Here is a 23,149-nt window from a genome sequence, read left to right as displayed (position 1 = left end):
GGTTCCTGCAGGGTAGGACGGCAACAGAGTCGACGAATTGGGCAACCGGATAGATGAACCCATGGTAGGCCGCTCTGCACCGCGCCAAGCTGAAGTCGGAATTCTGATCGGACGCATAAGATCGCTGGGTCGTGAAGAACATGACGATCGGCATTGAAGCGCCTCTCACGACCACACCTGAAAATGGGCACCGATTGGCCAGTTAACAGGGCAAATCACTCATTGAAAGTTGGTTACGCGCGAATCTCAGGATTACTCCCCATAAACGCCGCAGGATCCACGAATATTTGAATTTCCGAGCGGCGGTCAAGACAGACGTGGGCACGGCTGCAGCAGCCCACACTGACGGGAGTAAGGTGCGGATAGCCGGTCAGGACTAAGCCGCTGGCGCGGCGGATGGATCGTGGTGGTGTGACGAGAGGAGAACGGCGGGGCTAGCGTTGTTGGTTATAGGAAGGAGGATCCTATGACCCCACTCCGTCGACGCATGCTGGACGATCTCCTGCGGCGCAACTATTCCCCTGATACGATCCGCGGCTACATCCGTGCTGTGCAGCAGTTTGCCGAGTACTTTCACCGTTCGCCCGAACAGATGGGTGGCGAAGAACTGCGCCGCTATCAGCTTTACCTGCTTCACGAGAGGAAGTTTGCGCTCGGCACGGTGGAGAACAACATCTCGGCTCTGCGGTTTCTTTACAAGAAGACGCTGAAGCGGCGCGATTTGGCTTTCGACGATCTGCCTTTTCCCAAGCAGCCGCGCACCTTGCCAACCGTGCTCAGCCAGGACGAGGTGACGCGACTGATCGAGGCGGCGGCGAACCGCATGCATCGCATGCTCCTGATGCTGCTCTACGCCACCGGCATGCGCCGCACCGAAGCGTCTCTGCTGAAGGTGAGCGACATCGACAGCCAGCGCATGGTCATCCACATCCACCGGGGCAAGGGCATGCGCGACCGCGATGTGCCGCTGACGCCGAAGATGCTCGAAGCGCTGCGCGACTACTGGCGCTGGAAGAAGCCCCGCGTCTATCTGTTCCCCAGCAAGAGGAGCGCAGCCGGCAGCGATCAGCCTATCTCCGATAAGACGGTGTGGAACGTCTGCCGGGCGGCGGCCACCCGCGCGGGCATTCAGAAGAAGCTTGGCCCCCATACGCTCCGGCATTGCTTCGCCACGCATCTGCTGGAAGGCGGAGCCGACCTGCGTACCATCCAGTTGCTGATGGGGCATGAGCGACTGGAAGACACGACCATCTATCTGCACCTGTCCCAGCGGCATCTGCATGCCGCCATCAACCCGCTTGACCAACTCACGATCCGCAACATGCAGGAGAAGCGACTGGGATGACGCGGCCACCTTTCGAGGTGGCCGATGTGATCCGTACAGCAGGCAGCAGGTTTCGAGAACGTGCGTCGTTGACATGGCCGCAGGCGAAGGTGCTCGACGCCATCGCCCGTTGCCGCACGGCCGCGCTCGGGGGACATCGCGATCAGTGCTCCAACTGCGGCCATCAGGCCATCTCTTACAACTCATGCCGCAACCGGCACTGCCCCAAGTGCCAGACCAACGCTCGCGAACAGTGGCTCGCCAAGCGCCAGCAGGAGCTGCTGCCCGTGGGCTACTATCACCTGGTCTTCAGTGTGCCGCACGCGCTCGTGCCGCTGATGTGGCAGAACCAGCGGCGGCTCTTCGCTCTGCTGTTCGAAGCCAGCGCAGCCACGCTGCTCGAAGTCGCAGCCGATCCGAAGCATCTCGGCGCTCAAGCCGGTTTACTCGCCGTGCTGCATACCTGGGGACAGACCCTGCAGCCTCACCCGCATGTCCACTGTGTCGTGCCCGGCGGCGGTCTGTCGCCGGATCACAGCCACTGGATCTCTTCGCGCCCTCACTTCTTTCTGCCCGTCAAGGTCCTCAGCCACGTCTTCCGCGGCAAGTTCCTTGCTGGACTACGACGCGCTTTTCATCGCGATCAGTTGCGATTCTACGGCGAGTGCTTGCCGCTGACAGAAGAGAAGAACTTCGCCGCTTTTCTGCGTACTCTGTTCCAGCAGGACTGGGTCGTCTATGCCAAGCCGCCCTTCGGCGGGCCGGAGCACGTCCTTCACTACCTGGCCCGCTATACCCACCGCGTCGCCATCTCCAACCACCGCCTGCTCTCGGTCTCAGATGCCGCGATCAGCTTCCGCTGGAAGGACTACGCGCATGGCAGCAAGCATCGCACCTTGACGCTCTCGCCGGAGGAGTTCCTGCGCCGCTTCCTCCAGCATGTGCTGCCCAGAGGCTTCCCCCGCATCCGCTACTTCGGCTGGCTGACCAACCGCTCCCGTGGAAGTCTGCTTCCGCTCTGCCGCTACCTGCTCCACCAGCCGCCGCCGGCAACAGATGCGCCCTCCTCCACCCAGCCAGCCACATGGCCGTGCCCTCGCTGCCAAGGCCCCATGTATCTTATCGAGCGACTTACTGCCGCTCAGATCTTCTTCGCCGAAACTCGACCTGTAGGTGCCTATGACACGTCCTGACCTCATGTTTAACCGGACCCTTGCACCTGCCTCTGGCGATGCTCCCTGGACGTGTGTTCCACGCCTCGGACAAGGCCGTCTTGCCAGGGCGACCAACCGTACTCTGTCGCCTGCATGCCTATCGGATGCCCACTCTCCATGCCCCCGGCTCGCTATCTGCATCGCTTCTCATCAGCCACTCCAATCAGCAGCGCGATCATCGGTAGCGATCGGCCCGGCGGTGTCCTGACTGTGGCTGATCGGCACGATCCAGGTGCGGCTGACCAGCCCGACTGTAGGCTTCAGTCCCACCACGCCGTTCACTGCTGCGGGGCAGGTGATCGACCCGTCGGTCTCTGTGCCAATCGCGGCTTTCACTTCGCCCGCGGCTACTGCGGCGGCGCTGCCCGCGGAAGAGCCGCACGGATTGCGGTCTAGCGCGTAAGGATTACGGGTCTGACCGCCCACCGCGCTCCAACCCGAGGTCGAGGCGTTGGACCGAATGTTCGCCCATTCGGACAGGTTCGTCTTGCCTAGGATCACAGCGTCGGCTATGCGCAGTCGTGCGACCAGCGGCGCATCACGATGCGTCACGTTGCCGAGCAGGGCCATGCTGCCCGCCGTGGTAGGGAGTGGGCCGTCCGCCTCAATATTGTCCTTAAGCAGGATCGCGTAGCCGTAGAGTAACCCGCGCGCTTTGCGCTGCCGGTCGATGGCGCGAGCCTGATTCAGCGCGGTGGGATCGAGTGAGGATCCACCGCCTGCACTCGCGAGATCGCCGCCTCGGTTGCGGCCTCAGCACTTGGAGCGGAACTTGAAGCAGAATTGGAAGCAGCGGCAAGCACTGCGAGCAATACAGCGATGATCACTCTATCTTCTTCCCTCTCGGTAGTAGTATATGAAGATTTTCGGTAGGTGCACGAAAAAGGCGCCAAGTTCGACCTGCGTCTCTTACAACGGGCTTAATACCTACCAGGAATTGAATGATGATACGAGTTTGTCTACAGTTAATTCCCTAGTGGTCGGCAAACAGGAAGTTATCCAAGCGCCAATTTCTACATGCCGGATTGCCGTCACTCGGGAGTGACCGTAACTTCCTACGACGTATCGAACTAATTCTGACCGGGAAATGTTCATGTGAACGTAATCCATTTAAGTGGGGTTATAGCTTTTGAAGCCTGCATTGGTCATTCCGCGTTGCGCCTCGGGGTTCTTCATGAATGTCTCCCAGACGAAGGCGGATCGCGCGTTTTCAGCCATGAGCATGATAATGCCAGTGTCGATTCCGACGATGTCGGTGTCATACCATTTCTTCAATGGATTGAAGGCATCCACGAAGCCGTAGCGGCTCCAGGCCTGAGGGTAATGGGTTCTGATGTTTTTGAGGACACGGATGGTGGCCTCGGGCAGAAATGGAAGCGAGCCTCCGGGGGCCGCGGGAACCACGGTTCCATCGATTGGACCCATGGCCGGTGGGCCGCCCCAGATTACGTAGCCTTTGTCGGAGTCGGAGGCGGTGATGCCCCAGAGGTCGTCGCTGTAGTCGGGAAAGCTTTTGCCCAATTCGATGCAAAAGCGCCGGTGAACTTCGGTGGCGGTGGTCGAGTTCTGAAAATAATCCGCGTACTTGTCGCGCTTGTGCCGAAAGTCGAACCAGGCCTGGGAGTACTGGTGCACGAAGAGCGGGGCGAAGGAGCCGATGTAGCGCAGGCCGTCATATTCGAAGGTGGTTCGTTTCCAAGCCAACCACGCCTCGGGCCGCAATGGGTGAGAGGAAGAACCCATTCCTAGCAGATAGATCATCATCAGTTCGCTGTAGTAGTCCCACTTGTACGGCAGGAAGCCCATCTCAGGTGTCCAGCCCATGGAGAGCAGGGTGGTGTCTTCTGAGAGCCAGGTCCAGTCCACCCGGTCGAAGATTGCCTGTGCCAGTTCGATCATGTCGCGATCCTGAAAGTGCTGGCGGCAGGTGAGGATGCCGCAGAGCAATAATGCCGTGTCGACAGAAGAGACTTCGGAGTCCCAGATTCTTTCGCCAGTATTGATGTTGGCGAAGTGATAGAAGAATCCGCGGTGCGTCGGCAGCTTCCTCCAAAGAAATACGAGTGTCGCGATGATGCGAAGGCGCGCGTCCTGGTGAGAGATGTAGCCGCGTTTTTCTGCGATGCAGATTGCGGTCAGGCCGAAGCCGGTGGACGCGACGCTTGCGACGACACCGGTGTCGTTTATGTGGACGTTGCAGCGATCTTTGATCAATCCCGTCTGCGGATTGGCTTGCTCCCAGAAGAAGAGGAAGCTGCTGCGTTCAAGGTCGTCCAGAAACTTATCATCCTCAGGCGAAAGGGCGGTTGGAGGAGGAGGTGCTGATTCCTTACCCCGTCTGTCAGTTCGTTGCGCCGGCGCCTGCGCCCAAACAGGAAGCGGTTTCCATTGAGCAAATGGCAGAGCCAATGAGACACCAGCCATCTGGCGCAGCAGCCGGCGCCGGGAAGTTAATTCTCGATGTCATCTGCGCTTTTATCTGCGCTCATTCAAGCCATCCGCATTCGTCCGGGAAACCGATTCTGGCGACACATGTATTGAATAATAGATGCACAAATGCGCCTGTAAGTGCAGTCCCCGGGCAGCACGTTCTCCAGGTTGTGCGTCGAAGTATTTATCGGTGCTGAATGACGGCAAAGAAAGTTGTCTGGACGATCATCGCAGTGGCGGCAGCCGTGGTGCTTGGGTTGTTCCTGCGCACGAACCGGTTGAGATCGATCAACGTGCGGCAATCAATGCCGATTGAAGGAGCAGTGATCCAGCACGATGCCGACACGAAGAAGCAGGTGCCAATAGCAAATGTTGTGATCACAGCATCGGATAGCGTGGCGAGCGCCACGACCCGATCTGAAGCCTCGGGCTATTTCAAGCTGGTCCTGCAAAAGGAGTGTTGTCCGGGAAGCCGATTACGGTCAGCTTCCGGCATCCGTCCTACGAACCACTTGATATGAGTGTGCAGACAGGAAGGTTGGAGATTAAGAATGCGCTTTATGTCGCCGCAATGATTCCGATCCCTCCTAAGACCATGGCTGGACCCAGCCATCCGGAGGCGGTGGTGACCAATATCCGGGTGAGATATACGCTCAATTCCCGGACCGAAACGAATGTGGGCAGCGCAGTCAAGACCTTTCAGGTTGTGAATACGGGAAACGTGCCCTGCAATCATCAGGCTCCGTGTTCACCGGATGGGAAATGGAAGGCCGCTTCTGCTTCGGAATCGCTGGATGCGGGAGCGGACAGTACGTTCAGCAATGTAAGAGCCTCCTGCATCGCGGGGCCGTGTCCGTTTACGCGGATCGATTCAAGCGGTTTTATTCATGGCGGACGCAACATCACTGTTTCGGTCCTGGCCTGGTCGGACACGGCGACCTTCCTGATGGAGGCTGAGGTCTATCACTCGGCAATCGATTCCAATGTCCGGCAGTTGTACCCGGTGATCTTTGGCCGAACTCTGAACTTTACGCTGCCCCCCACTCAGGAGGGCGTGAGCCTTGAGGCGGAGATCGACGGCTCTCCGATGGTATTCCCGCTGGGGCCGGCGCTCAATTTGAGCTGGGCTACATGCACTGTTCGAACTGATACGGCAAAAGAGAAGACCACAGTGTATGGCTGTGAACTTAAGCCGGGATATCGGTTCTGATTCGCGACAGGCGTGAGTGCCACTTGAGATAGTGGATCTGCGAGCTGGATTTTTGAGGGAGCATCGTTGCCATACGCAGACGACGCTGACCTAGTATGAACAAGGTCAGCGTGCATCGATCCACCTGAAGAGTAGATTCCATTCTGATCAGCAATTCACCCGATGGGCGGTGGATTACGGGCGCCCAGAATGGTGGTGCGAGTTCCGCTAAATGCGCATGTGTTGACTGAATTGAACCTGAACTCCCGGATCGTCGGCAAACCGGAAGAAACCGCTATCCGGCAGCGATAATAAGAAAGTGACCTTTATCGGAGTAGTCAATTCAATTGAAGCCATAGAATTGCGCCTCACGCCGTTGCGCAAGCAGTTGGCTGCGCATCCACTGTATCCACGGATTCGCACGCTCGGTCACGTCCGCCTTTTCATGGAGTCGCATGTCTTCGCGGTATGGGACTTTATGAGTCTGCTGAAAGTACTACAGCGGACGCTGACGTGTGTGGATCTACCTTGGGTGCCGACGCCCTTTCCTGTGAGCCGGCGCTTCGTCAACGAGATTGTCCTGGCCGAGGAGAGCGACGAATATCAGGGGCGTCCCATCAGTCATTTCGAGATTTATCTCGAAGCGATGGAGCAGGTGAAGGCAGATACGCGTGCGATTCGCCACATAATAAGCTGCGCTCGGGCGGACGCTGACAGGCTTAGTTTCGAAGGAGTTCCGGTAGCTGCCAAAGAGTTTGTCGAGACTACCTTCGGAGTCATTCACAGGGGCTCGTCTGCTGCCCAGGCCGCGGCCTTCGCGTTTGGCCGCGAGGATGCGATTCCGGACATGTTTCGATCGCTGGTACGTCAGCTAAACCAGGAGATGAGTGGAGAACTCGACCAGTTCGTCTGGTATCTGGAAAGGCATATCGAGGTTGATGGTGACGACCATGGACCGCTGTCGTTGAAGATGGTTGCCGACCTATGTGATGACGACCCTGCACTTTGGGAGGAGGCCTCCCAAGCTGCCGAGGAGGCGCTTCGTGCGCGGCTTAAGTTGTGGGATGGTGTGCTGACGCAGATAGAAGCGAGCTAGTCGGTGTCGAGGCAGGAAAACTGCGAGCTTTGAAGCAGAATAGTCACAGCGAATAGGATTCCTTCCGGATTGCCCGTGACTCAGGAGTTACGCTCTGCACGGTCATCTGTCCGACAAGGCGACTATTCGGCCAAGTCCTCTGCGTTCCATGCTCGATGAGCGCATTGGCGATTTATCACCAAATGAGATTGGCAATGCGATCACTTCCGAGTAGCGACAACACATCCGAAACGAAGCATTCCCTCAGGAAACCGAATAATATTTCGAGGACGGTCCCGTCTCGAGGCGTACCCATGCCAAACCGCAAGCTGAACTCATCTGCCATCGTCAATATCGAGGATCTTCGGCGGCTGGCCGAGCGAAGAGTCCCCAGGTCGGTCTTCGACTATCTCGACGGCGGCGCCGACGCCGAAGTCACGCTGGCGGAAAACTGCCGCGCCTTTCGCGATGCGACATTTCGTCCGCGCAGCGGTGTTGCGGTTTATGACTGCAAGACGACCGTGAGCGTGCTCGGCCACGAACTCGCCTTCCCCGCCATCCTTGCTCCCGTCAGCTACATCCGTCTGATGCACTCAGACGGGGAGGCAGGCGTGGCCCGCGCAGCCGGCCAGGCAGGTACGATCTACACTGTGCCAACAATCTCCGGCCACAAGCTCGAGGACGTAAAGACCGTCTCCACCGGCCCGCTCTGGTACCAGTTGTATCTGCTTGGAGGTCGCCAGGCAGCCGAGGGCGCCATTGACCGGGCACGCCGCGCCGGCTACTCCGCACTGGTGTTAACCGTCGATACTCCCATGGCAGGCAAGCGCGAACGCGACCCGCGCAACGGCATGAAGGAGCTCTTGGCGCCCGCCCTGCTGCCAAAAGCACGCTTCCTTCCTAACATCCTCGCGCATCCCCGTTGGCTTGCTTCCTTCTTGCTCGATGGCGGTGTTCCCAAACTGGAGAATGTTGTGATTCCAGGAAAAGGTCCGATGGACCTGATCGATGTGGGAGCCGCGCTTTCTCACGCAGGAGCGAGCTGGGAAGACCTGCGATGGATACGCGAGATGTGGCCGGGCCCGATTGTGGCCAAGGGGGTTCTTACCGGCGATGATGCCCAGCGTGCTGTAGATGAAGGTGCTGCAGCGGTGGTTGTTTCGAACCACGGCGGACGGCAGTTGGACTCCGTCTCTCCGTCGTTGCATGCACTGCCTGAGATTGTGGAGGCGGTAGGCGGCCAAGTCGAAGTCCTGATGGACGGCGGCGTGCGCCGGGGCAGCGATATCGTTAAGGCGATTTGCCATGGCGCTCACGCGGTGCTGATCGGACGCGCTTACGCCTATGGACTTGCCGCGGCGGGAGAGGCCGGCGTTGCTCGCGCAATCAAGATCCTGAAGGACGATCTCGATCTTACCCTCACCCTGCTCGGATGTCCGTCAATCGATCAGCTCGACGAAACGTATCTCGGCGCCGCACACCGCCGATAAACCACGATTTCAGAGAACGACCCGCAACAGGGCATTCATTGGGCGACATGCGCCAGAATCCGCAAAAGATCTCGCGCAAATTTCGTTTTCGGGGGATGGTGGAGGATGCCAAAGAGCGGGCACGCGGGGACACGGATACTCAGCTTTGCTGAAGGAAGCACATGCCCAAACTCCTGGTTATGGACGAATACGGGCAAACCGGAGGTAATTCTCGACTGGCGAGAACAGAGCAAAGCACTCATCGTGGAGCCATTGGTTCGCGTTCCGGGAGGATGGTCGGCAACCCTTCCGTTACGCGCCCGAACGGCCAACGACGGGTAAAGTGCGGGTTGCCCGTCATACGACCGAAACATGGTCGAGAACGTTATCGAAAGCACACCGTTCTTTGCAGAGGGATTCCACCAAGCCGATCAAGCTGTCGTGGCGCGACTAAGAGCAATGAAGGCGTGGCCAGACTACGAGGCTCTGCCAGTAATTTTTCTATATAGGCACGCAGTTAAGCTTTGCCCTGAAAGGCATCGCGTGGAACGGCGATGAAATCGCAGGTAGGTTGGACAAGCCGTTCTTTGGACGCCTTTAGTTCACTAAAGCTCCGCGAGAGCTCGATGCACCATACTCACGGAAATGGCTCCCTCACCAACCGCCGAAGCAACCCGCTTGACGTTGCCGGAGCGGACATCGCCCACTGCGAATACTCCCGGTAGGCTGCTCTCCAGCATGAAAGGTGGGCGCGAAAGTGGCCAGAGAGGACTTCGATCCGGGTCAACAACCAGTGGCAAATCACGTCCGGTGAGGATAAAGCCCTTCTCATCAAGAGCGACTCGGCCCCGAAGCCAGCTTGTGTTAGGTGAGGCGCCAGCCATGATGAAAAGGTGATGTGCCTTGACCGAACGCACCTCTCCGTTCAGCGTGTTGACCCAACCCACTTTTTCGAGAGCGCTCTCGCCCCCAAGGTCGGCTAGTTCGGAGTTGCACAGCAGTTCGATAGACGGATTTACGGAAATTCGCGCGATGAGATAGTGGGACATCGATTCGGATAACGTGGCCGCTCGCACAAGCATATATACCTTGCGTGCGTGCTGCGAAAGGAAGACTGCAGCTTGACCAGCCGAGTTGCCGCCGCCCACAACAATGACCTCTTCGCCCTGGCACAACTGAGCTTCAAGAAAGGTGGCGCCGTAGTGAATCCCGTGCCCCACGAAGCGGTCCAGGTTCACGGTCGTTGGCTTCTTGTAGTAGGCGCCAGTCGCAATGACAATAGTCCGTGCGAAGAAGACAGTACCATCGTTCATGACGAGTTCGTAGGGGCGATGTTGGCACCTAAGTTGAACAATCGATCGTGCCAACGCCATCTTCGCTCCAAACTTCTGTGCCTGCTTGGTGGCGCTTGTAGCGAGCTCCTGACCGGAGATCCCGGTTGGAAATCCCAGATAATTCTCTATCTTTGAACTGGAGCCCGCCTGCCCCCGGGGGCGTGGCTTTCTATAACGAGAGCATCTATTCCCTCCGAGGCCGCGTATACCGCTGCTGCCAGGCCTGCAGGGCCCGCACCCACGATGATCAGATCGTGAAGCGAACTATTGTCGATATTGTCGTTAAGTCCGAGGGAATCCGCCAGCTGTGAGGTTGACGGATTTCGCAAAACCATCGTCCCGTTGCCAATCACGATCGGGATTTCGGAGACAGCGATTCCAAAGCGGTCGAGAAGGTTCCGATAAGCGTCGTCCACATCCAAGTCGATGTAGGAGAATGGATGACCATTTCGGCTTAGAAATTCCCGAAGGCATAGAGTCTCTGCAGAGTGTCGTGAGCCAATGACGACGACATTGCCCAACTGTCGGTCTATGAGCATAAGCCTTCGCAACATAAACGCACGCAAGAGGATTTCACTCAGACTTGCATCGTGTGCCACAAGAGTGCGAAGGTCTTCGGGTCGAACCTCCAGGATTTCACCTGCTTGTATAACTCGGGCCTGCACTACAGTTCGTTGCCCTGCAATCGAGCCCGCCTCACCGGTGAACATTCCTGGGCGTAAGATCGTGACCAGCCGTTCGCCGTTGATAGTTGGCTGAACGATTTCCAAGCTCACGGATAAGAGGATGAAGCACGGCCTTCCCACTTCTCCCGGCCGATACAGAATCTCGCCAATCTCCACCCGGCGCACCCGTCCGTACGGCCGCGCACGATCTATCTCGACCTCAGTAAGGACCGGCCACATCTGGTTCTCGGCATTGGCCTCAGCGGAGATCCGCTTCTGTTCGCTTAGGAGTCTTGCCTCTTGCAATCCGATAGATGCCTCATTGGCCGCTACGTTCAGAAGAAGGCTTTCGGTCTTCTCAGGAAACCTGTCCGGTTAGAACCCAGGACGATCACCCCGATTTCACCGTGTACGCCCAACTGCGCGGGGACGATCGCAATGCCTTCGACTGCCAATTGGTTACGTAATTGCGGGAGAGACCCTTGAGCGTAGGCAGCCAGTGGGTCGCCGAGCATATTGCGGACTTCCTGGGCCGACAGGTTGATTTTGCTGTCCTCGGCGACTCGGAGGATCTCCACTGGCACCACGCCAAATGCGTCGCTCAACCGCGCGTAAGCGAAATCCAGGGTGAGCATACGGAGGAGTACATCCAGAAGAGTTTGAACAATTTGCGATGGTTCACTGCCGCGCCAGATACCAGGCAGAGCGAGCAGGCTTGTTAGATCGTTGATGCATCGCTGAAGGCGCTTGATCTCCTGGGCTGGATCTTCGAGCTGCACTTCCATGTCAGGCCACCCCAGGTGAGCCGCTCCGACGAGACCGACGCTCGCGAAATTCACGCAGGAATTCGTCTGGCGGCACAAAGAAGGCATTTTTGTGAAGGATGCCGCCGATGACGACCATCGGATGGGTCCGCAAGATGTCAATGATGGCGTCTGCTCCAAACTTGCCGAGATCGTAGGTACAGATAACTGCGTCTTCGTGCCGAAGCCAAACCTCATTTACCCGCGACTCGAACTCAATCACATCATCCACATGCGATCCGCTTTCAACAGCCCAATCCATACGACAACAAATGCGCCTTAGCGGGAATCCTCCGGTGCCATCGTCGCTGACCAACTGCTCGAACGCCGAAATCATGCGATCTGCATCGAAACGGCCTTCCGGAAGGTAGACGTCGGTATCGGTCCGAATCTCCAGCTGTCCGCTTTGCTCCGCAACCGCGGTATCAATGCCCGCGGCCGTCAAGCGTTGCAGGTGGTCCTGACGCTTATCTCGATCAACAATGTGAATTGCTTTATGGCCACACTGGAATCCGTCTTTTATGAATGGAAGCAAGACCCGATACTCTTCGTCAGGGCTGTTGAAGAAAGCGCAGACATGACGCGGTTGGTCGATCTGGGAACCAGCAAAAGGAATGGGGGCCGCGATCTTCTTCATAGCATCTCCCTCGACAGCAACGCCGCAATGCCTCCATCTGCAAAGAAGTATTCGAGGCTGCTCAGGTTGATCAATGTGGTCAATGATAGGCCCAACTTGGCCGCATTGACCACATTGATGTGCGGTACCCTTCAATAACGAAAGCTCGATCGTTATCGTTCACCGATAATCGCCTGCTAGATAGTGCGATCGTAGAGTTGCTGCTGGTAACTCTTGACCCATTCTTCTGACGAAGGAGGAAAGATGTTGAGAAACTTTCCTTCGCGAGAAGGGATCACTTCAATCATCTTTGCGATCATGTCCTTTGGATCGAGTCTGCCCTCTGGTTTACCGAGCAGCCCGTCGACCACTTTCTTGAAGGCATCGCGCTTGATAAAGTTCACGTCATCGTTGAGCCAGCGCAGACCGGCTTCCACCACAGTTTCGTTGAAACCCGTAAGGTAGGGTCCGGGATTGATTGTTTGGACCTGAATTCCGAAGGGTTTCAACTCCTCGTACATCGCTTCAGCGATAGATTGCACGGCATGCTTGCTTGCTGCATACGCGGGAATTGGTGGCACCGTGAGCAGTCCAACAACTGAGGAGGTGAATACTACCTTTCCCTTAATGCCCGTGGCCACCCAGTTCCTCACTACGCGCTGCGTAAAATCCAAAGCCGAGAAGACATTTGTTTCAAAATTCTCCCGCACCAGATCAACGGGAATCTCGGACATGGGTCCTCCCTCGCCGATGCCAGCGTTGTTCACCAGAATGTCGAACTTCAATTTGAGTGCATGTGCCACGTCGTACTTGTCGAGCAAGTCCAACTTCTCGACTTGTAGTGTTTTGAGGCCGAGCGAGCTGGCTTTTTCCCGCATAGCTGTCACTTGTGGCCAGGTCTGAACAGCTGCTATTACACTGTGCCCTTTTTGTGCCAATCCGAGAGCGGTTCCTTCACCAAATCCGGAGCCTGCTCCGGTAATCAATATTTCCTGCATGTGAGTGATCTCCCTTTTCTTTTAGCTAGGCCTTCAATGCTGATTCACCGCTTTGGGCGACTGCATGATCTTGAGCTACCTGGCCTCCGGACACGCCGATGCTTCCGATGATTTGCCCATCGGCGTGCTTAAGGGGATTCCACCGGCAAACGTTACGAGGTTGCCATTGGTGAGCTCGATTCCATGCGCATCTGCCCCTGCTTTGCTGTAGTTGTCAAGCGTCTGCGTTTCCATTTCGAACAAGGCCGATGTCTTCGCTTTCTTAATGGCCACATCGATCACTCCAAGCCATGCTCCATCCATGCGATGAAATGCTTTCAAGTGGCCTCCCGAATCAAGGATTGCGATGCAAACTGAAATTCCGAGTTCGCCCGCTTTCAATATGGAAGCCTTCATGACCCGCTCCGCCTGCTCTGCCGTAATTTGCATGCCCTCGCTCCTTTGGGGTCAACTAGACGACTCGGCGACCATAATAGCAAGGGCGGCTAATACGTAGTTTCAACTTGAAATCCTTTCCACTACTCGTGCGTTCGCGCACGGTAAATTCATGGTTAGCCAGTATTATCTTCGACGAGTAGCAGAAGTATTAACTCTATAAGGACAATTCTCGGCCGGTAGTTCGCTAGTATTCTTCGGGGCTCGCGAGAAAACAACAGGAGCTAAGTATGGCAAGCAAAAAGACAGTCGTTGTAACCGGCGCCTCGCAAGGCATGGGAGCGGCCGTTGTCCGGGCCATAACCGGGGAGGTGCTGCACATGGACGACGGTGCGCACGTGGGCCGCTGGTAAGCGGTAAAGGTTTGCAGCTGACCGGTGCAGATCGTCGGCTGCAGGACCTTGGCATTCAGCTCCCGGTCGCCCCGACGCCGTTTGGTCCTTATGTCGAGACGGTGCAGACGGGCAACCTCCTCTTCTTTAGCGGGATGCTCCCGGTGGTAGACCACAAACCGAAGTATGTTGGTCGACTGGGGAAAGAACTCGATACCGCGGCTGGACGAGATGCCGCCTATACCGCGGCTTTGGGCGTGCTCGCCGCGGCCAAAGAGCATCTGGGCTCGCTCGATCGAGTGACTCGCGTCGTCCGGCTCGGAGTGTTCATCGCAACCTCAGGAGACTTCTTCGATCAGCCCAAAGTCGCGGACGCGGTCTCGGACCTGTTTCGAGATGTCTTCGGCATCGAGAAGATGGCGGTTCGGCTCGTGATCGGCGTTGCCAGCCTTCCACTCGGGATGCCGATAGAGCTTGATGTCATCTTCGAAGTCGCGGAGTAAATCGGAGGATGTATGCATACGAGAAAATCGATCCTTCGAACGCTGGCGACCACAGCGATCGTGTTCTGCATCAGCTTGGGCATGGTTGCCCAGAAAAAGGACAAGGCAATGGAACAGCAGGTATTTTATCGCACAGTAACGGTCGATGGCCTCTCCATTTTCTACAGAGAGGCGGGGCGGAAAGACGCTCCCACCATTCTTTTGCTGCACGGTCTTCCGTCGTCGTCGCGTATGTTTCAGCCACTGCTAAAACGGCTTGCAGATAACTACCACCTGGTTGCGCCCGACTATCCGGGCTATGGACACAGCGACTGGCCCGACCCAAAGCAGTTCGATTACACCTTCGATCATATCGCTGCCGTGATGGACGGTTTTACACAAGCGCTGGGTTTGTCGCACTACACGCTTTACATGCAGGACTACGGTGGGCCGGTTGGCTTTCGCATGGCACTGGCACACCCGGAGCGGGTGCAGGCTCTTATCGTCCAGGATGCAGTCGCTCACAACGAAGGCCTTGGGGCGAACTGGGCAACACGGAGGGCATTCTGGGCGGACAGACCTGCTCATGAAGAAGCACTGCGCAAAAATCTGCTGTCGCTTGCAACCACGAAGACGCGCCATATCGGAGACGATCCTAAGATTGAACTCTATGATCCAGATCTTTGGACCGATGAGTACGCCTTTCTGAACGCGCCGGGGCAGGCGCAGATTCAAAGCGACCTCTTCTATGACTACCGGACGAATGTGGATGCTTATCCAAAGTGGCAGGCGTGGCTACAGAAGACGCATCCAAAACTTTTGGTCCTCTGGGGCAAACACGATCTCTCGTTCGATCTCGGCGAGCCGGATCGATATCGCAAGGACGTGCCGAACGCGAAGGTCTACGTTCTTGAAGCAGGGCACTTCGCGTTGGATACCAAAGCAGATGAGATTACGGAGCTTATAAGAGACTTCATGAAAACATAGAAGTAAACATCGCCGTTCGCACCGCTTTTGCCCATCACTGCGGGGCGGCACTACCTCGCCACAACTTTAAGCACCCTTGCGGGGAGCATTATCTCGGATGCACGAACGTTAACTTCCGAGTTGTCGGCAACCCTTCCATTACGCGCCCGAACGGCCAACGACGGGTAAGGTGCGGGTTGCCCGTTAACCGCCCACAACCCAGAATCTTGGACGCTTCTCCGACGGCGCTACTCGATAGGCGCATAGAGCTTTGTCGCTAACTGGGCTCTACAAGAAAGTGCCCTTCGCAGTGTTGATTCAAATCATCGTGTTACATTTGCTAACACCTCATCCAATCCTTTCGGTCCCCGCATCTTTCTTGCGCCGGATGCCGATGAGCGGCGCAAGAATGCGCTTCGCGCTCTCCCTCCTGACCTTGCGGCCAATCTAGTTCCACGCCCACAACCCAGCAACCCGAGTTGAGTACGGGATCTGGAGGGTTTTCACCTCCTCCGTCCCTGCAACGTTTACCACGGATGGGCTCGTGTAGATCACCGGTACGGTTCTCCGCATGTCGTTTGCTGGCTTGCAGCTGGCATTATGCGAATTCTCGTTCGTTGAAATCCTGTTTGCCTCGCGCCAAAGCGAAAGCCGGTTCGCTCTGGACCGTGCAATCGGCCAGAAACACCGCAATCTAGGTTTGGCGACACACTTGCCTCAACGTGTTACGTAGGGCAATGAAGCAACTCGCCTGAACGAACAGCGAGGGAATCGGGAGCACATCGGCATGAGCACCTTCAGCAACCCGCTCACTGAATATTCTCCTCAGATGGAAGCTTCGGAGTTCTCTTCCGAGATGCAATTCGAGCAGGATGCCGGGAAGGTGTTTAGCGAAAGCGAAGAGCTGGAACTAGCTTCTCGCTTCTTAGAAGTGACAAATGAACAAGAATTCGAATATTTCCTGGGTGATTTGATCGAGCGGGCCGGGATATCACTTGGAAAATTTGTTGATCTTCCCTTGGGCCAATCAGTCGCGAGCGTGCTGAAGATGGCAGCGCGTAAGGTGTTGCCGGCAGCTGCAAGTTCCTATGGGAATGATCTAGCAGGTTCACTCGGTGCGAAGCTTGGCACCGGGCTGGCGGCCATTGCGGGTAACACGCTAGGCCTGGAGTTGGAGGGTTAAGCCCCGAGGACGGCGAACTCGAAGCAACGAAGCAATTCATCAGGTTCGCTGGTCAAACAGTTAAAAACGCGCTTGAAGCAGTTCGTCCCGAGGACTCTACAGTCAGGGCGAAAGCAGCAGCTGTAGAGGCGGCCCGTGCGTATGCTCCTGGCTTGGTGACTATAAGCCAGCCAGCTAATCAATCAGGCGAACCCACGCGCCGGGCCGGACGATGGATTCGCCATCACCACACGATTACGTTGATCGGGGTTTAAGGCACGGACAGGAGAAAAACATGGCGCACAATATCGACCGCACTCAGGTTGGATTCGCGGGGGAGATGGAGAACTATGAATTCCCCTCGGGTGAAACAGTATTCAACGAAAACGAACAGATGAATCTTGCTGCGGAACTGATGGAGGTATCCAGCGAGCAGGAGCTGGAGTATTTCCTGGGTGATCTGTTCAAAAAGGCAGGGTCGGCTGTAGGCAGCTTCATTAATTCCTCGACCGGCCAGGCTCTCGGAGGCTTACTGAAAGGGGCGGCAAAGCAGTTGTTGCCGATGGCCGGGCAAGCCTTGGGCGGCTATCTCGGAGGCCCGACCGGCGCACAGATTGGAGGGCAGCTCGCTCAACAGGCCAGCGGTATGTTCGAGGCTGAAAATGAGGAACATGAGTGGGAAGCCGCAAATACTTTTGTCAAACTCGCGGGTGAAGCCGCCAAGAATGCAGCGAAATCTCCTGCGACCGGAGACCCGCAGGCGATCGCGAGGACTGCACTTATCGAGGCAGCCAAAATACACGCTCCCGAATTTGTCAAGTCATTTGCCAATGGAGCTTCCAGACCCGAAGTAGGAGGCGCGTCTTCGACGGACAAGAAGACGGGGCGCTGGGTGCGACACGGTCAGCGGATCATTCTACTTGGAGTGTAGTCGCCATGCCCATCCCACCGTTTGCGTCATGGATGCTGGAGCAGGAGGCAAGGGCGCTTCTGACTCGTCTCGGTCGGGTGAAGCCCCTTGCCCTGCAGGAATCCATGCTGCCCGCAGCGGGGCTTCTGCCTCAGACAGCAACCGCAATCGAGAATTTCCTTACGAACGGACGACAGCATCTGCGCTTGCTGGTCGACAGCTTTCTGAACTGGCTCAGATCTCCGAAGGCATCGGAGAGCAGCGCTGAACTTGCCCAACGAGAATTCACGATGTTACGGCTCAGGTTCAACGCGGTGATCACACACTTTGACCTGTTTGACAATGTGATCACTCAACGCAGCGAAAGCGAAACCGGAGTTTGGCTGTCTGGTCTGGACGTTCTGTCGGCAGATGCTCTTTATCTTCGTGGCCACTTTTATGAAGCAAAGCCAATCGTTTGTTACCTCGATCGAGGTGTGGGTGCGTCAATACGGCGTGCGCGGACACGCTTACCAGGAGGAGGCTTGAATCCCATCAGCATCATTCGAGTTCCGCGGGAAAGAATGGTGGGGAGTGGTATTGCATCTTCGCTCATACATGAAGTCGGCCACCAAGCGGCTGCACTGCTTGATTTAGTGGAATCGTTTCGGCCTCTGTTGCACGGTCGAGGGCTCGGTAATCGAGTCGAGTCTCTCGCATGGCAACTCTGGGAGAGATGGATCTCGGAAATCGTCGCCGACCTGTGGTCTGTGGCTCGCGTCGGGGTGGGTTCAACAATGGGGTTGATGGGGGTGGTGAGTCTCCCGAGGGCATTCGTTTTTCGCCTGAACCCGGATGATCCACACCCCACTCCTTGGATACGAGTGAAGGTGAGTGCAGCTCTTGGGAAGGCGCTTTATCCTCAACCGATGTGGGATCAACTTACGGATCTATGGGATTCCTATTACCCGGTTGACCGTATACATGAAGATCAACGCCAAGTCCTCTTGTTGTTGGAACGGACGATTCCAGGGCTTGTTGCGATCCTTCTGCACCACCGTCCAGCAGCACTAAACGGCCGCTCGATCGTCGAAGCTCTTGACACGGACGAGTTACAGCCGGCTAGGCTGCGAGCTCTGCTTCAAGGATGGCGGACGATGCCCGACCAAATGTACAAGGCTCGGCCCACCTTAGTCTTCGCAGCATTAGGCCAGGGACGGGCAGACGGAAACATCAGCCCTGAAGAAGAGAGCACAGTTGTCGGGAAAGTGCTGACCCACTGGGCGGTGCGGAGCACCTTGCAAGCGGCGGCGGGTTGTGAAGTAAAACAATCGCTTCCGCTACATGCAGAAACTCCATCTAGCGCGATGGACAGATTACGAGGAAAAGGAGCACACCATGGATAGGCAGGAGACACAAGGGCTAGTCAGCGTCTTTGGACGCGTTACCCATACCGGAGGCACAAGTCACATAAGCGGCGCAGAACTGCAACTGCAGTTCCGCCGCCAAGCAAAAGGGCGGGGCGGGGCGGGTGAGCCCTATGCCCTGACCACCGAAACCGATGCCACAGGCAAGTACGAGTTCGGCAATGAACTGGAGCCGGGCACATACGTAATAAGGTGTAGAGCATTTGGCAAATCGCGTGAGCACGAGGTTCACATCACGAAGGAATCCGTACCCCAAGAAATCAACTTCGACTTGGACCTGGAGCTGCGTCTCACAACTCATGCGTACACCCAAGAAGGGAGACGCTCCTGCCAGTGATCCGAGGAGTAGTCGGGAGGCGTCTGGTTGTTCGTGCTGAATCCGCTATTTCTCCGGAGCATATCGAGTTGATTGAGTGGAGTCATCCTCGGAGTGATGGTTTCGTCCAGCTCAGACCTGATGAAGTGGAGCTCGTATTCGCCCATGCAGCGCCAGTGCGTCTTGAGGTCACTGTGATTGGAATTACCACTCCTTCCGATGTACACCCAAAGGCGACTGCCCACGCGGAGATCACCGTCTCAGACCCTGACATCCAGATGATCGGCGGGCAGGTCGGAGTCACACTGCACCGCACTTCTTCAGATCCAACATTGGATCAGGCCCTCTGGGTGGCTATCCGTGATCGCACCCAAGCCATTTCGTTCAACCGATATCGTGAATTCCTTAATCGTGTTCTTATGTGGGAAGAAGGCGAAATCCTGCCAGAACCCATCGAAAGGCGGATGAGAGATCTTGGAGCTCATCTCCATGGGGTCACGGCATATGACTTTCTCAAATTCGCAACTGAAGCATTCCTTTTACTTGAATGCGGAGTGAGAATCGGCCGCCGTGCGGAGCGCGATCGCTTCGATCCGGGCGAAGGTACAGAACGGTTGGGTGAACCCTTCACTCGCGAACAGATGGCAATGCGGTTGAGAGAATATCTGGGAAATTCTTCACAACTTCCGTATATCACCCGTGTCGTCGAGGCCGCGTTCCCTGCATTGGAAAAGAAAGGTTGGTCTGATCGATTGGTCACCTCACGCATCAATGAGCCTTGTCTAATAGAGCTGTTCCATACTTATTGGCTGGAAGAAGGGATGCTAATGCAGACGATGAACGCTATTGCCCTGCGCTTCCAGAATGTTCGGATGTCATCGGATCGCGATCCACTAACAAACATGGAGCTGGATCCGCTGCGCCCCTAAATAACGTGTTTTGGGGATATATACAGAAGGAGGTCGACCGGCTTTCTGTTCGTCGCCGAGCGTTTGAGTACTCACATCAGTACGGGCTCACGCTGCTTGGTAGAGCTACGGGCGGCATCCGTCCTGCAGATTCTCGATCAAAGTTCCTCGAAGCGTTTCACAACCTTTTGTACCAAAGCTTCCTCTTTTTCAAAGAGGACTTTCAGACGACGGTCATTGCGGACGGATTCCCTCTCCTTAATGCACTCAAGGAAGTTCATCTGATGCTGGCGCAGGGAGCTCATAACCAATTTGGAGACTTGCCGTGGACTGCGCGCGTGGAGACACTGCTGACCCAATTCATGCTGGCACGGCCTGAGATTCGCGACTTTCTTCAGAGCCGGGTAATGGTCCCTTACAAAGAAGCCTGGATGCCACAAGTGGACACGATGAAAACCCTCCAAGGATGGACTGACGTGTCTGTAACTCACTTCCGTGATCTCGCCGTTTATGGAGAGCAGTTGTTGCTATCAGCGCGGTACGGTGACTGGATTAATGTCAACGATGAGGATTCAGCGAAGAACTGGGCACGCTATTGGCGGCCAGAGATCCAGGGCTACATTCACGCATACCGTGCAGCAGTGGGCGTGGATGTGACTACCGGAGACAACGTAGATGCGACGATTCCGGGGTTCACCTGCAGAGGCGGCTCACTACCTACCAACGAATGCTGCCGTAGCGGAACAAATTCTATGCTCGATTTCACTTCCGCAGCGTATCTGGAATTCGAGCACGCTTCGTGGAACCTGCCCGCTTGGCCCCGTCTAACTTCGGGAAAGCCGTCAGCCTTGGAGGAACTTCCCGGTACCGCTGAGGTCGAGTCAGAACTGGCGGCGCTGGTCGGTTGCGAGCGAGCGCTGCTGGGGACGTCAACACTGCATTTGTTCTGGGATTTGTTTCCGCTGCTATCGGGGAGAACCTGAGCATCTTTGTCGATCAGGGCTCCTACGCGATCTCAAAATGGGGCGTAGAGAGAGCAAAGACAGCGGGCGCGTCAGTCCAAACCTTCCCCCGAACGACATTCCAGCGTTGCAGAAGGCAATGCGCAACGCCGGGCGGGTGACGCCAGCGATAGTAACGGACGGCTTTTGTCCGGGGTGCGGGACAGCGGCACCATTGACCGATTATGCACAGTGCGCTGTGTTAGGAGGTGGATTTCTCGTGGTTGACGATACTCAGTCACTCGGCGTGTTTGGAGCATTGACTGCAGGGTTTGCTCCGTACGGTCATGGCGGGGGAGGCTCCCTTCAGCGCTTGGCCTTACGACATCCAGTTATTGTGCTCGTTAGTTCCCTTGCGAAGGCGTTCGGAGTCCCTGTCGCGATGCTGGCAGGAAGCACCCGCGTTGTGGAGCACTTCAGGTCTGAGAGCCAAACGCGTGTGCATTGCAGCCCACCCTCCGCGGCGGCTTTGGCAGCTGCCCTGAACGCGGTCGAGCTAAACCGCCGCTTTGGCGACGCGTTGCGCTTGAGTCTGGCCGAGGGAGTGGCCCACTTTCGGCGAGGTTTGAAGCGCCTATCTCTCTTGGGCAGCAACAGCCTCTTTCCCGTGCAGCCCATTGCCCTGCCCCCGGGCGCCAACACTGTGGCGGTCTACCACGCACTGCTGAACCTGGGTGTGCGTCCCGTGTTGCACGAGGGCTGTGGGGACCATCGTCCTTGTATCAGCTTTGTGCTCACGGTTCGGCATAGGTTAACCGACATCAACAAAGCACTAGACAGCTTGGTGGAAGCGCTGCCCAGCGGAGCGCTTCCTACAGAAGGAGTGAGATCCAATGAGTCCCTACAGCGGAAGAACCGGTTATACACCCCGTGCGAGCTACTCCGGGAGTTCGAAACAAAGCTCCGGCTACCAGAGCGGTGGCTATAGAACCAGACCAACTGCCGTCACTGGAACGGGCGACAGAGGGTCCAGGTACCCGCGCGGTTATGTCGATTATCGTAGGCGTCCCAGGTGGCCATGGTTGTATCAATCCGCGTGGGGCGTCAGCACACCAATGGACACATCCCAATGGGTACCGTGGGCACAGGCCTGTCTCGCCCGGCTTGTAGGTGCCTGGGTACCTCAGGACGGTATTGTGGGACCGGATACCCGCCGCGCAATCCAGATGTTCCAGGGACAACAACAACTACCGGTTACTGGGATACTCGACAGCCAAACCGTGGGCGCATTGCAGGCGGCATGCGCTCGCCAACTTCCCCCACCCGCCCCCTTTCCCAGTCCCTCCGGTGCCGATCGCAGGACCTCCGGGACCGCCCGACATGCCTCCGAGTGGCCCCCCGACTCGCCGGATCAGACCGGAGAAATGGAAGAAGCGAAGTACTCACTCGAACAGCCGGAGTACGGCGAGCAGGAATCGATGTTGAACGATATGCAGGAAATCGCATTGGCTGCGGAGTTGTCTGGAATTACAAGTGAGCAGGAGTTAGAGCAATTTCTGGGAGACTTAATCCAGGACATTGGCAGGTCCGTAAAAGGATTCGCGAATTCCCCTGCGGGTCAGACAGTTGGAGGCATTCTGAAGAGCGCGGCAAAGCAAATACTACCGATCGCAGGCAAAGCCGTGGGCAATTACTTCGGAGGTTCTTCGGGTGCCGGAGTGGGCAGCCAACTCGGGTCGGCTGCGGCACAGTTGTTCGGCCTGGAAGTCGGTGAGATGAGCCAAGAGGACCGCGAATTTGAAACCGCAAGGAAATTCGTCAGATTCGCTCGACATGCGGTGAAGCGCGCGGTGGATGCTGACGACGATCTGCCTCCATTCGAGCGAGGTAAGCAGGCCGTGGTCGAGGCTTCAAGGCAGTATGCTCCAGGCCTCGTAGATGCGGTGGAGGCGATTCCCGATAAGCCTGGAACGCCCCCCGAGGGTCAATCACAGCAGCAACTAGCGGGACGCTGGGTTCGACGCGGCAACAACATTATTATCCACAGCGTTTGACTCTACACTGTTGTGGCAATTTGTGACTGAATGCACCACATCTCAACCTGCGGCCGTGTGTTGCTGCGTTGATTCTTGCCGATCCGGAATTGGAGTTTCGCGATCGGGAGGATTCTCTCT

General features: G+C 56.7%; 22 protein-coding genes and 1 pseudogene. 14 read left to right on the top strand and 9 right to left on the bottom strand.

From position 1 onward, the window contains the following. The first annotated feature begins 487 nt into the window (after positions 1 to 487). Together RBB80_RS11930 and RBB80_RS11925 are read left to right on the top strand one after the other, a co-directional pair. Positions 488 to 1,345, top strand: a complete 858-nt coding sequence (locus RBB80_RS11930) for a tyrosine-type recombinase/integrase (RefSeq protein WP_433965123.1) — start codon at positions 488 to 490, stop codon at positions 1,343 to 1,345. Then, positions 1,342 to 2,517 (top strand): IS91 family transposase, encoded by a 1,176-nt coding sequence (locus tag RBB80_RS11925; protein ID WP_433965122.1) that lies wholly within the window; start codon positions 1,342 to 1,344, stop codon positions 2,515 to 2,517. Before RBB80_RS11930 ends, RBB80_RS11925 begins: the two co-directional genes overlap by 4 nt. Before the next feature lie 171 nt (positions 2,518 to 2,688). On the opposite strand, the gene RBB80_RS11920 is transcribed toward RBB80_RS11925, so the two are convergent. From RBB80_RS11920 to RBB80_RS11910, 3 genes are all read right to left on the bottom strand, one after another. Further along, positions 2,689 to 3,228 (bottom strand): amidase family protein, encoded by a 540-nt coding sequence (locus RBB80_RS11920; RefSeq protein WP_433969628.1) that lies wholly within the window; start codon positions 3,226 to 3,228, stop codon positions 2,689 to 2,691. A 420-nt stretch (positions 3,229 to 3,648) separates the two neighbouring features. Next, a complete protein-coding gene (locus tag RBB80_RS11915) occupies positions 3,649 to 4,947 on the bottom strand; it encodes a glucoamylase family protein (protein WP_433968372.1) in 1,299 nt (432 codons plus the stop codon). Positions 4,948 to 5,152: 205 nt separating this feature from the next. Further along, positions 5,153 to 5,377 (bottom strand): hypothetical protein, encoded by a 225-nt coding sequence (locus RBB80_RS11910; protein WP_433968371.1) that lies wholly within the window; start codon positions 5,375 to 5,377, stop codon positions 5,153 to 5,155. 51 nt (positions 5,378 to 5,428) lie between these two features. Between RBB80_RS11910 and RBB80_RS11905 the strand changes: the two genes are divergently transcribed. From RBB80_RS11905 to RBB80_RS11895, 3 genes are all read left to right on the top strand, one after another. Then, positions 5,429 to 6,178 carry a hypothetical protein gene (locus RBB80_RS11905; protein ID WP_433968370.1) on the top strand — a complete coding sequence of 250 codons (750 nt, stop codon included), beginning with the start codon at positions 5,429 to 5,431 and terminating at the stop codon, positions 6,176 to 6,178. A gap of 298 nt (positions 6,179 to 6,476) precedes the next feature. Beyond that, positions 6,477 to 7,253 (top strand): DUF3050 domain-containing protein, encoded by a 777-nt coding sequence (locus RBB80_RS11900; RefSeq protein ID WP_433968369.1) that lies wholly within the window; start codon positions 6,477 to 6,479, stop codon positions 7,251 to 7,253. A 293-nt stretch (positions 7,254 to 7,546) separates the two neighbouring features. Beyond that, positions 7,547 to 8,722 carry an alpha-hydroxy acid oxidase gene (locus RBB80_RS11895; RefSeq protein ID WP_433968368.1) on the top strand — a complete coding sequence of 392 codons (1,176 nt, stop codon included), beginning with the start codon at positions 7,547 to 7,549 and terminating at the stop codon, positions 8,720 to 8,722. 584 nt (positions 8,723 to 9,306) lie between these two features. Here the strand turns inward: RBB80_RS11895 and RBB80_RS11890 are convergent. The 6 genes and pseudogenes from RBB80_RS11890 to RBB80_RS11865 form a co-directional block, all read right to left on the bottom strand. Then, positions 9,307 to 10,134: an NAD(P)/FAD-dependent oxidoreductase gene (locus RBB80_RS11890; protein WP_433969627.1), complete on the bottom strand. Its 828-nt coding sequence runs from the start codon at positions 10,132 to 10,134 to the stop codon at positions 9,307 to 9,309. 26 nt (positions 10,135 to 10,160) lie between these two features. Further along, positions 10,161 to 11,006 carry a Crp/Fnr family transcriptional regulator gene (locus RBB80_RS11885; protein WP_433968367.1) on the bottom strand — a complete coding sequence of 282 codons (846 nt, stop codon included), beginning with the start codon at positions 11,004 to 11,006 and terminating at the stop codon, positions 10,161 to 10,163. 29 nt (positions 11,007 to 11,035) lie between these two features. After that, positions 11,036 to 11,485 carry a hypothetical protein gene (locus RBB80_RS11880; RefSeq protein WP_433968366.1) on the bottom strand — a complete coding sequence of 150 codons (450 nt, stop codon included), beginning with the start codon at positions 11,483 to 11,485 and terminating at the stop codon, positions 11,036 to 11,038. Between the two features lies 1 nt (position 11,486). Further along, positions 11,487 to 12,140 (bottom strand): MEDS domain-containing protein, encoded by a 654-nt coding sequence (locus RBB80_RS11875; RefSeq protein ID WP_433968365.1) that lies wholly within the window; start codon positions 12,138 to 12,140, stop codon positions 11,487 to 11,489. Positions 12,141 to 12,316: 176 nt separating this feature from the next. Next, positions 12,317 to 13,117 carry an SDR family oxidoreductase gene (locus RBB80_RS11870; RefSeq protein ID WP_433968364.1) on the bottom strand — a complete coding sequence of 267 codons (801 nt, stop codon included), beginning with the start codon at positions 13,115 to 13,117 and terminating at the stop codon, positions 12,317 to 12,319. A 25-nt stretch (positions 13,118 to 13,142) separates the two neighbouring features. After that, positions 13,143 to 13,513: pseudogene (locus RBB80_RS11865) on the bottom strand (GlcG/HbpS family heme-binding protein). A gap of 403 nt (positions 13,514 to 13,916) precedes the next feature. Here RBB80_RS11865 and RBB80_RS11860 point away from each other — a divergent pair. From RBB80_RS11860 to RBB80_RS11820, 9 genes are all read left to right on the top strand, one after another. Beyond that, a complete protein-coding gene (locus RBB80_RS11860; RefSeq protein ID WP_433968363.1) occupies positions 13,917 to 14,387 on the top strand; it encodes a RidA family protein in 471 nt (156 codons plus the stop codon). 12 nt (positions 14,388 to 14,399) lie between these two features. Then, positions 14,400 to 15,353 (top strand): alpha/beta fold hydrolase, encoded by a 954-nt coding sequence (locus tag RBB80_RS11855; protein ID WP_433968362.1) that lies wholly within the window; start codon positions 14,400 to 14,402, stop codon positions 15,351 to 15,353. Between the two features lie 766 nt (positions 15,354 to 16,119). Beyond that, on the top strand, positions 16,120 to 16,515 hold the full coding sequence (locus tag RBB80_RS11850; RefSeq protein ID WP_433968361.1) for a hypothetical protein: 396 nt from the start codon (positions 16,120 to 16,122) through the stop codon (positions 16,513 to 16,515). A 274-nt stretch (positions 16,516 to 16,789) separates the two neighbouring features. Then, positions 16,790 to 17,425, top strand: coding sequence for a hypothetical protein (locus tag RBB80_RS11845; RefSeq protein WP_433968360.1), 636 nt, complete (start codon positions 16,790 to 16,792; stop codon positions 17,423 to 17,425). Positions 17,426 to 17,430: 5 nt separating this feature from the next. Continuing rightward, positions 17,431 to 18,789 (top strand): hypothetical protein, encoded by a 1,359-nt coding sequence (locus tag RBB80_RS11840; RefSeq protein ID WP_433968359.1) that lies wholly within the window; start codon positions 17,431 to 17,433, stop codon positions 18,787 to 18,789. A gap of 426 nt (positions 18,790 to 19,215) precedes the next feature. Then, positions 19,216 to 20,055, top strand: a complete 840-nt coding sequence (locus RBB80_RS11835; protein ID WP_433968358.1) for a hypothetical protein — start codon at positions 19,216 to 19,218, stop codon at positions 20,053 to 20,055. Between the two features lie 263 nt (positions 20,056 to 20,318). Then, the gene (locus RBB80_RS11830) at positions 20,319 to 21,017 is read left to right on the top strand and encodes a hypothetical protein (protein WP_433968357.1); all 699 of its coding nucleotides are present in this window, start codon (positions 20,319 to 20,321) and stop codon (positions 21,015 to 21,017) included. 37 nt (positions 21,018 to 21,054) lie between these two features. Then, positions 21,055 to 21,963, top strand: a complete 909-nt coding sequence (locus tag RBB80_RS11825) for an aminotransferase class I/II-fold pyridoxal phosphate-dependent enzyme (RefSeq protein WP_433968356.1) — start codon at positions 21,055 to 21,057, stop codon at positions 21,961 to 21,963. A gap of 127 nt (positions 21,964 to 22,090) precedes the next feature. Beyond that, positions 22,091 to 23,029, top strand: coding sequence for a peptidoglycan-binding domain-containing protein (locus RBB80_RS11820; protein WP_433968355.1), 939 nt, complete (start codon positions 22,091 to 22,093; stop codon positions 23,027 to 23,029). The last annotated feature ends 120 nt before the right edge of the window (positions 23,030 to 23,149 follow it).

This window comes from Tunturiibacter gelidiferens, from assembly GCF_051013345.1.
Lineage (GTDB): Bacteria > Acidobacteriota > Terriglobia > Terriglobales > Acidobacteriaceae > Edaphobacter > Edaphobacter gelidiferens_A.
This window is presented reverse-complemented; position numbering and strand designations above follow the sequence as displayed.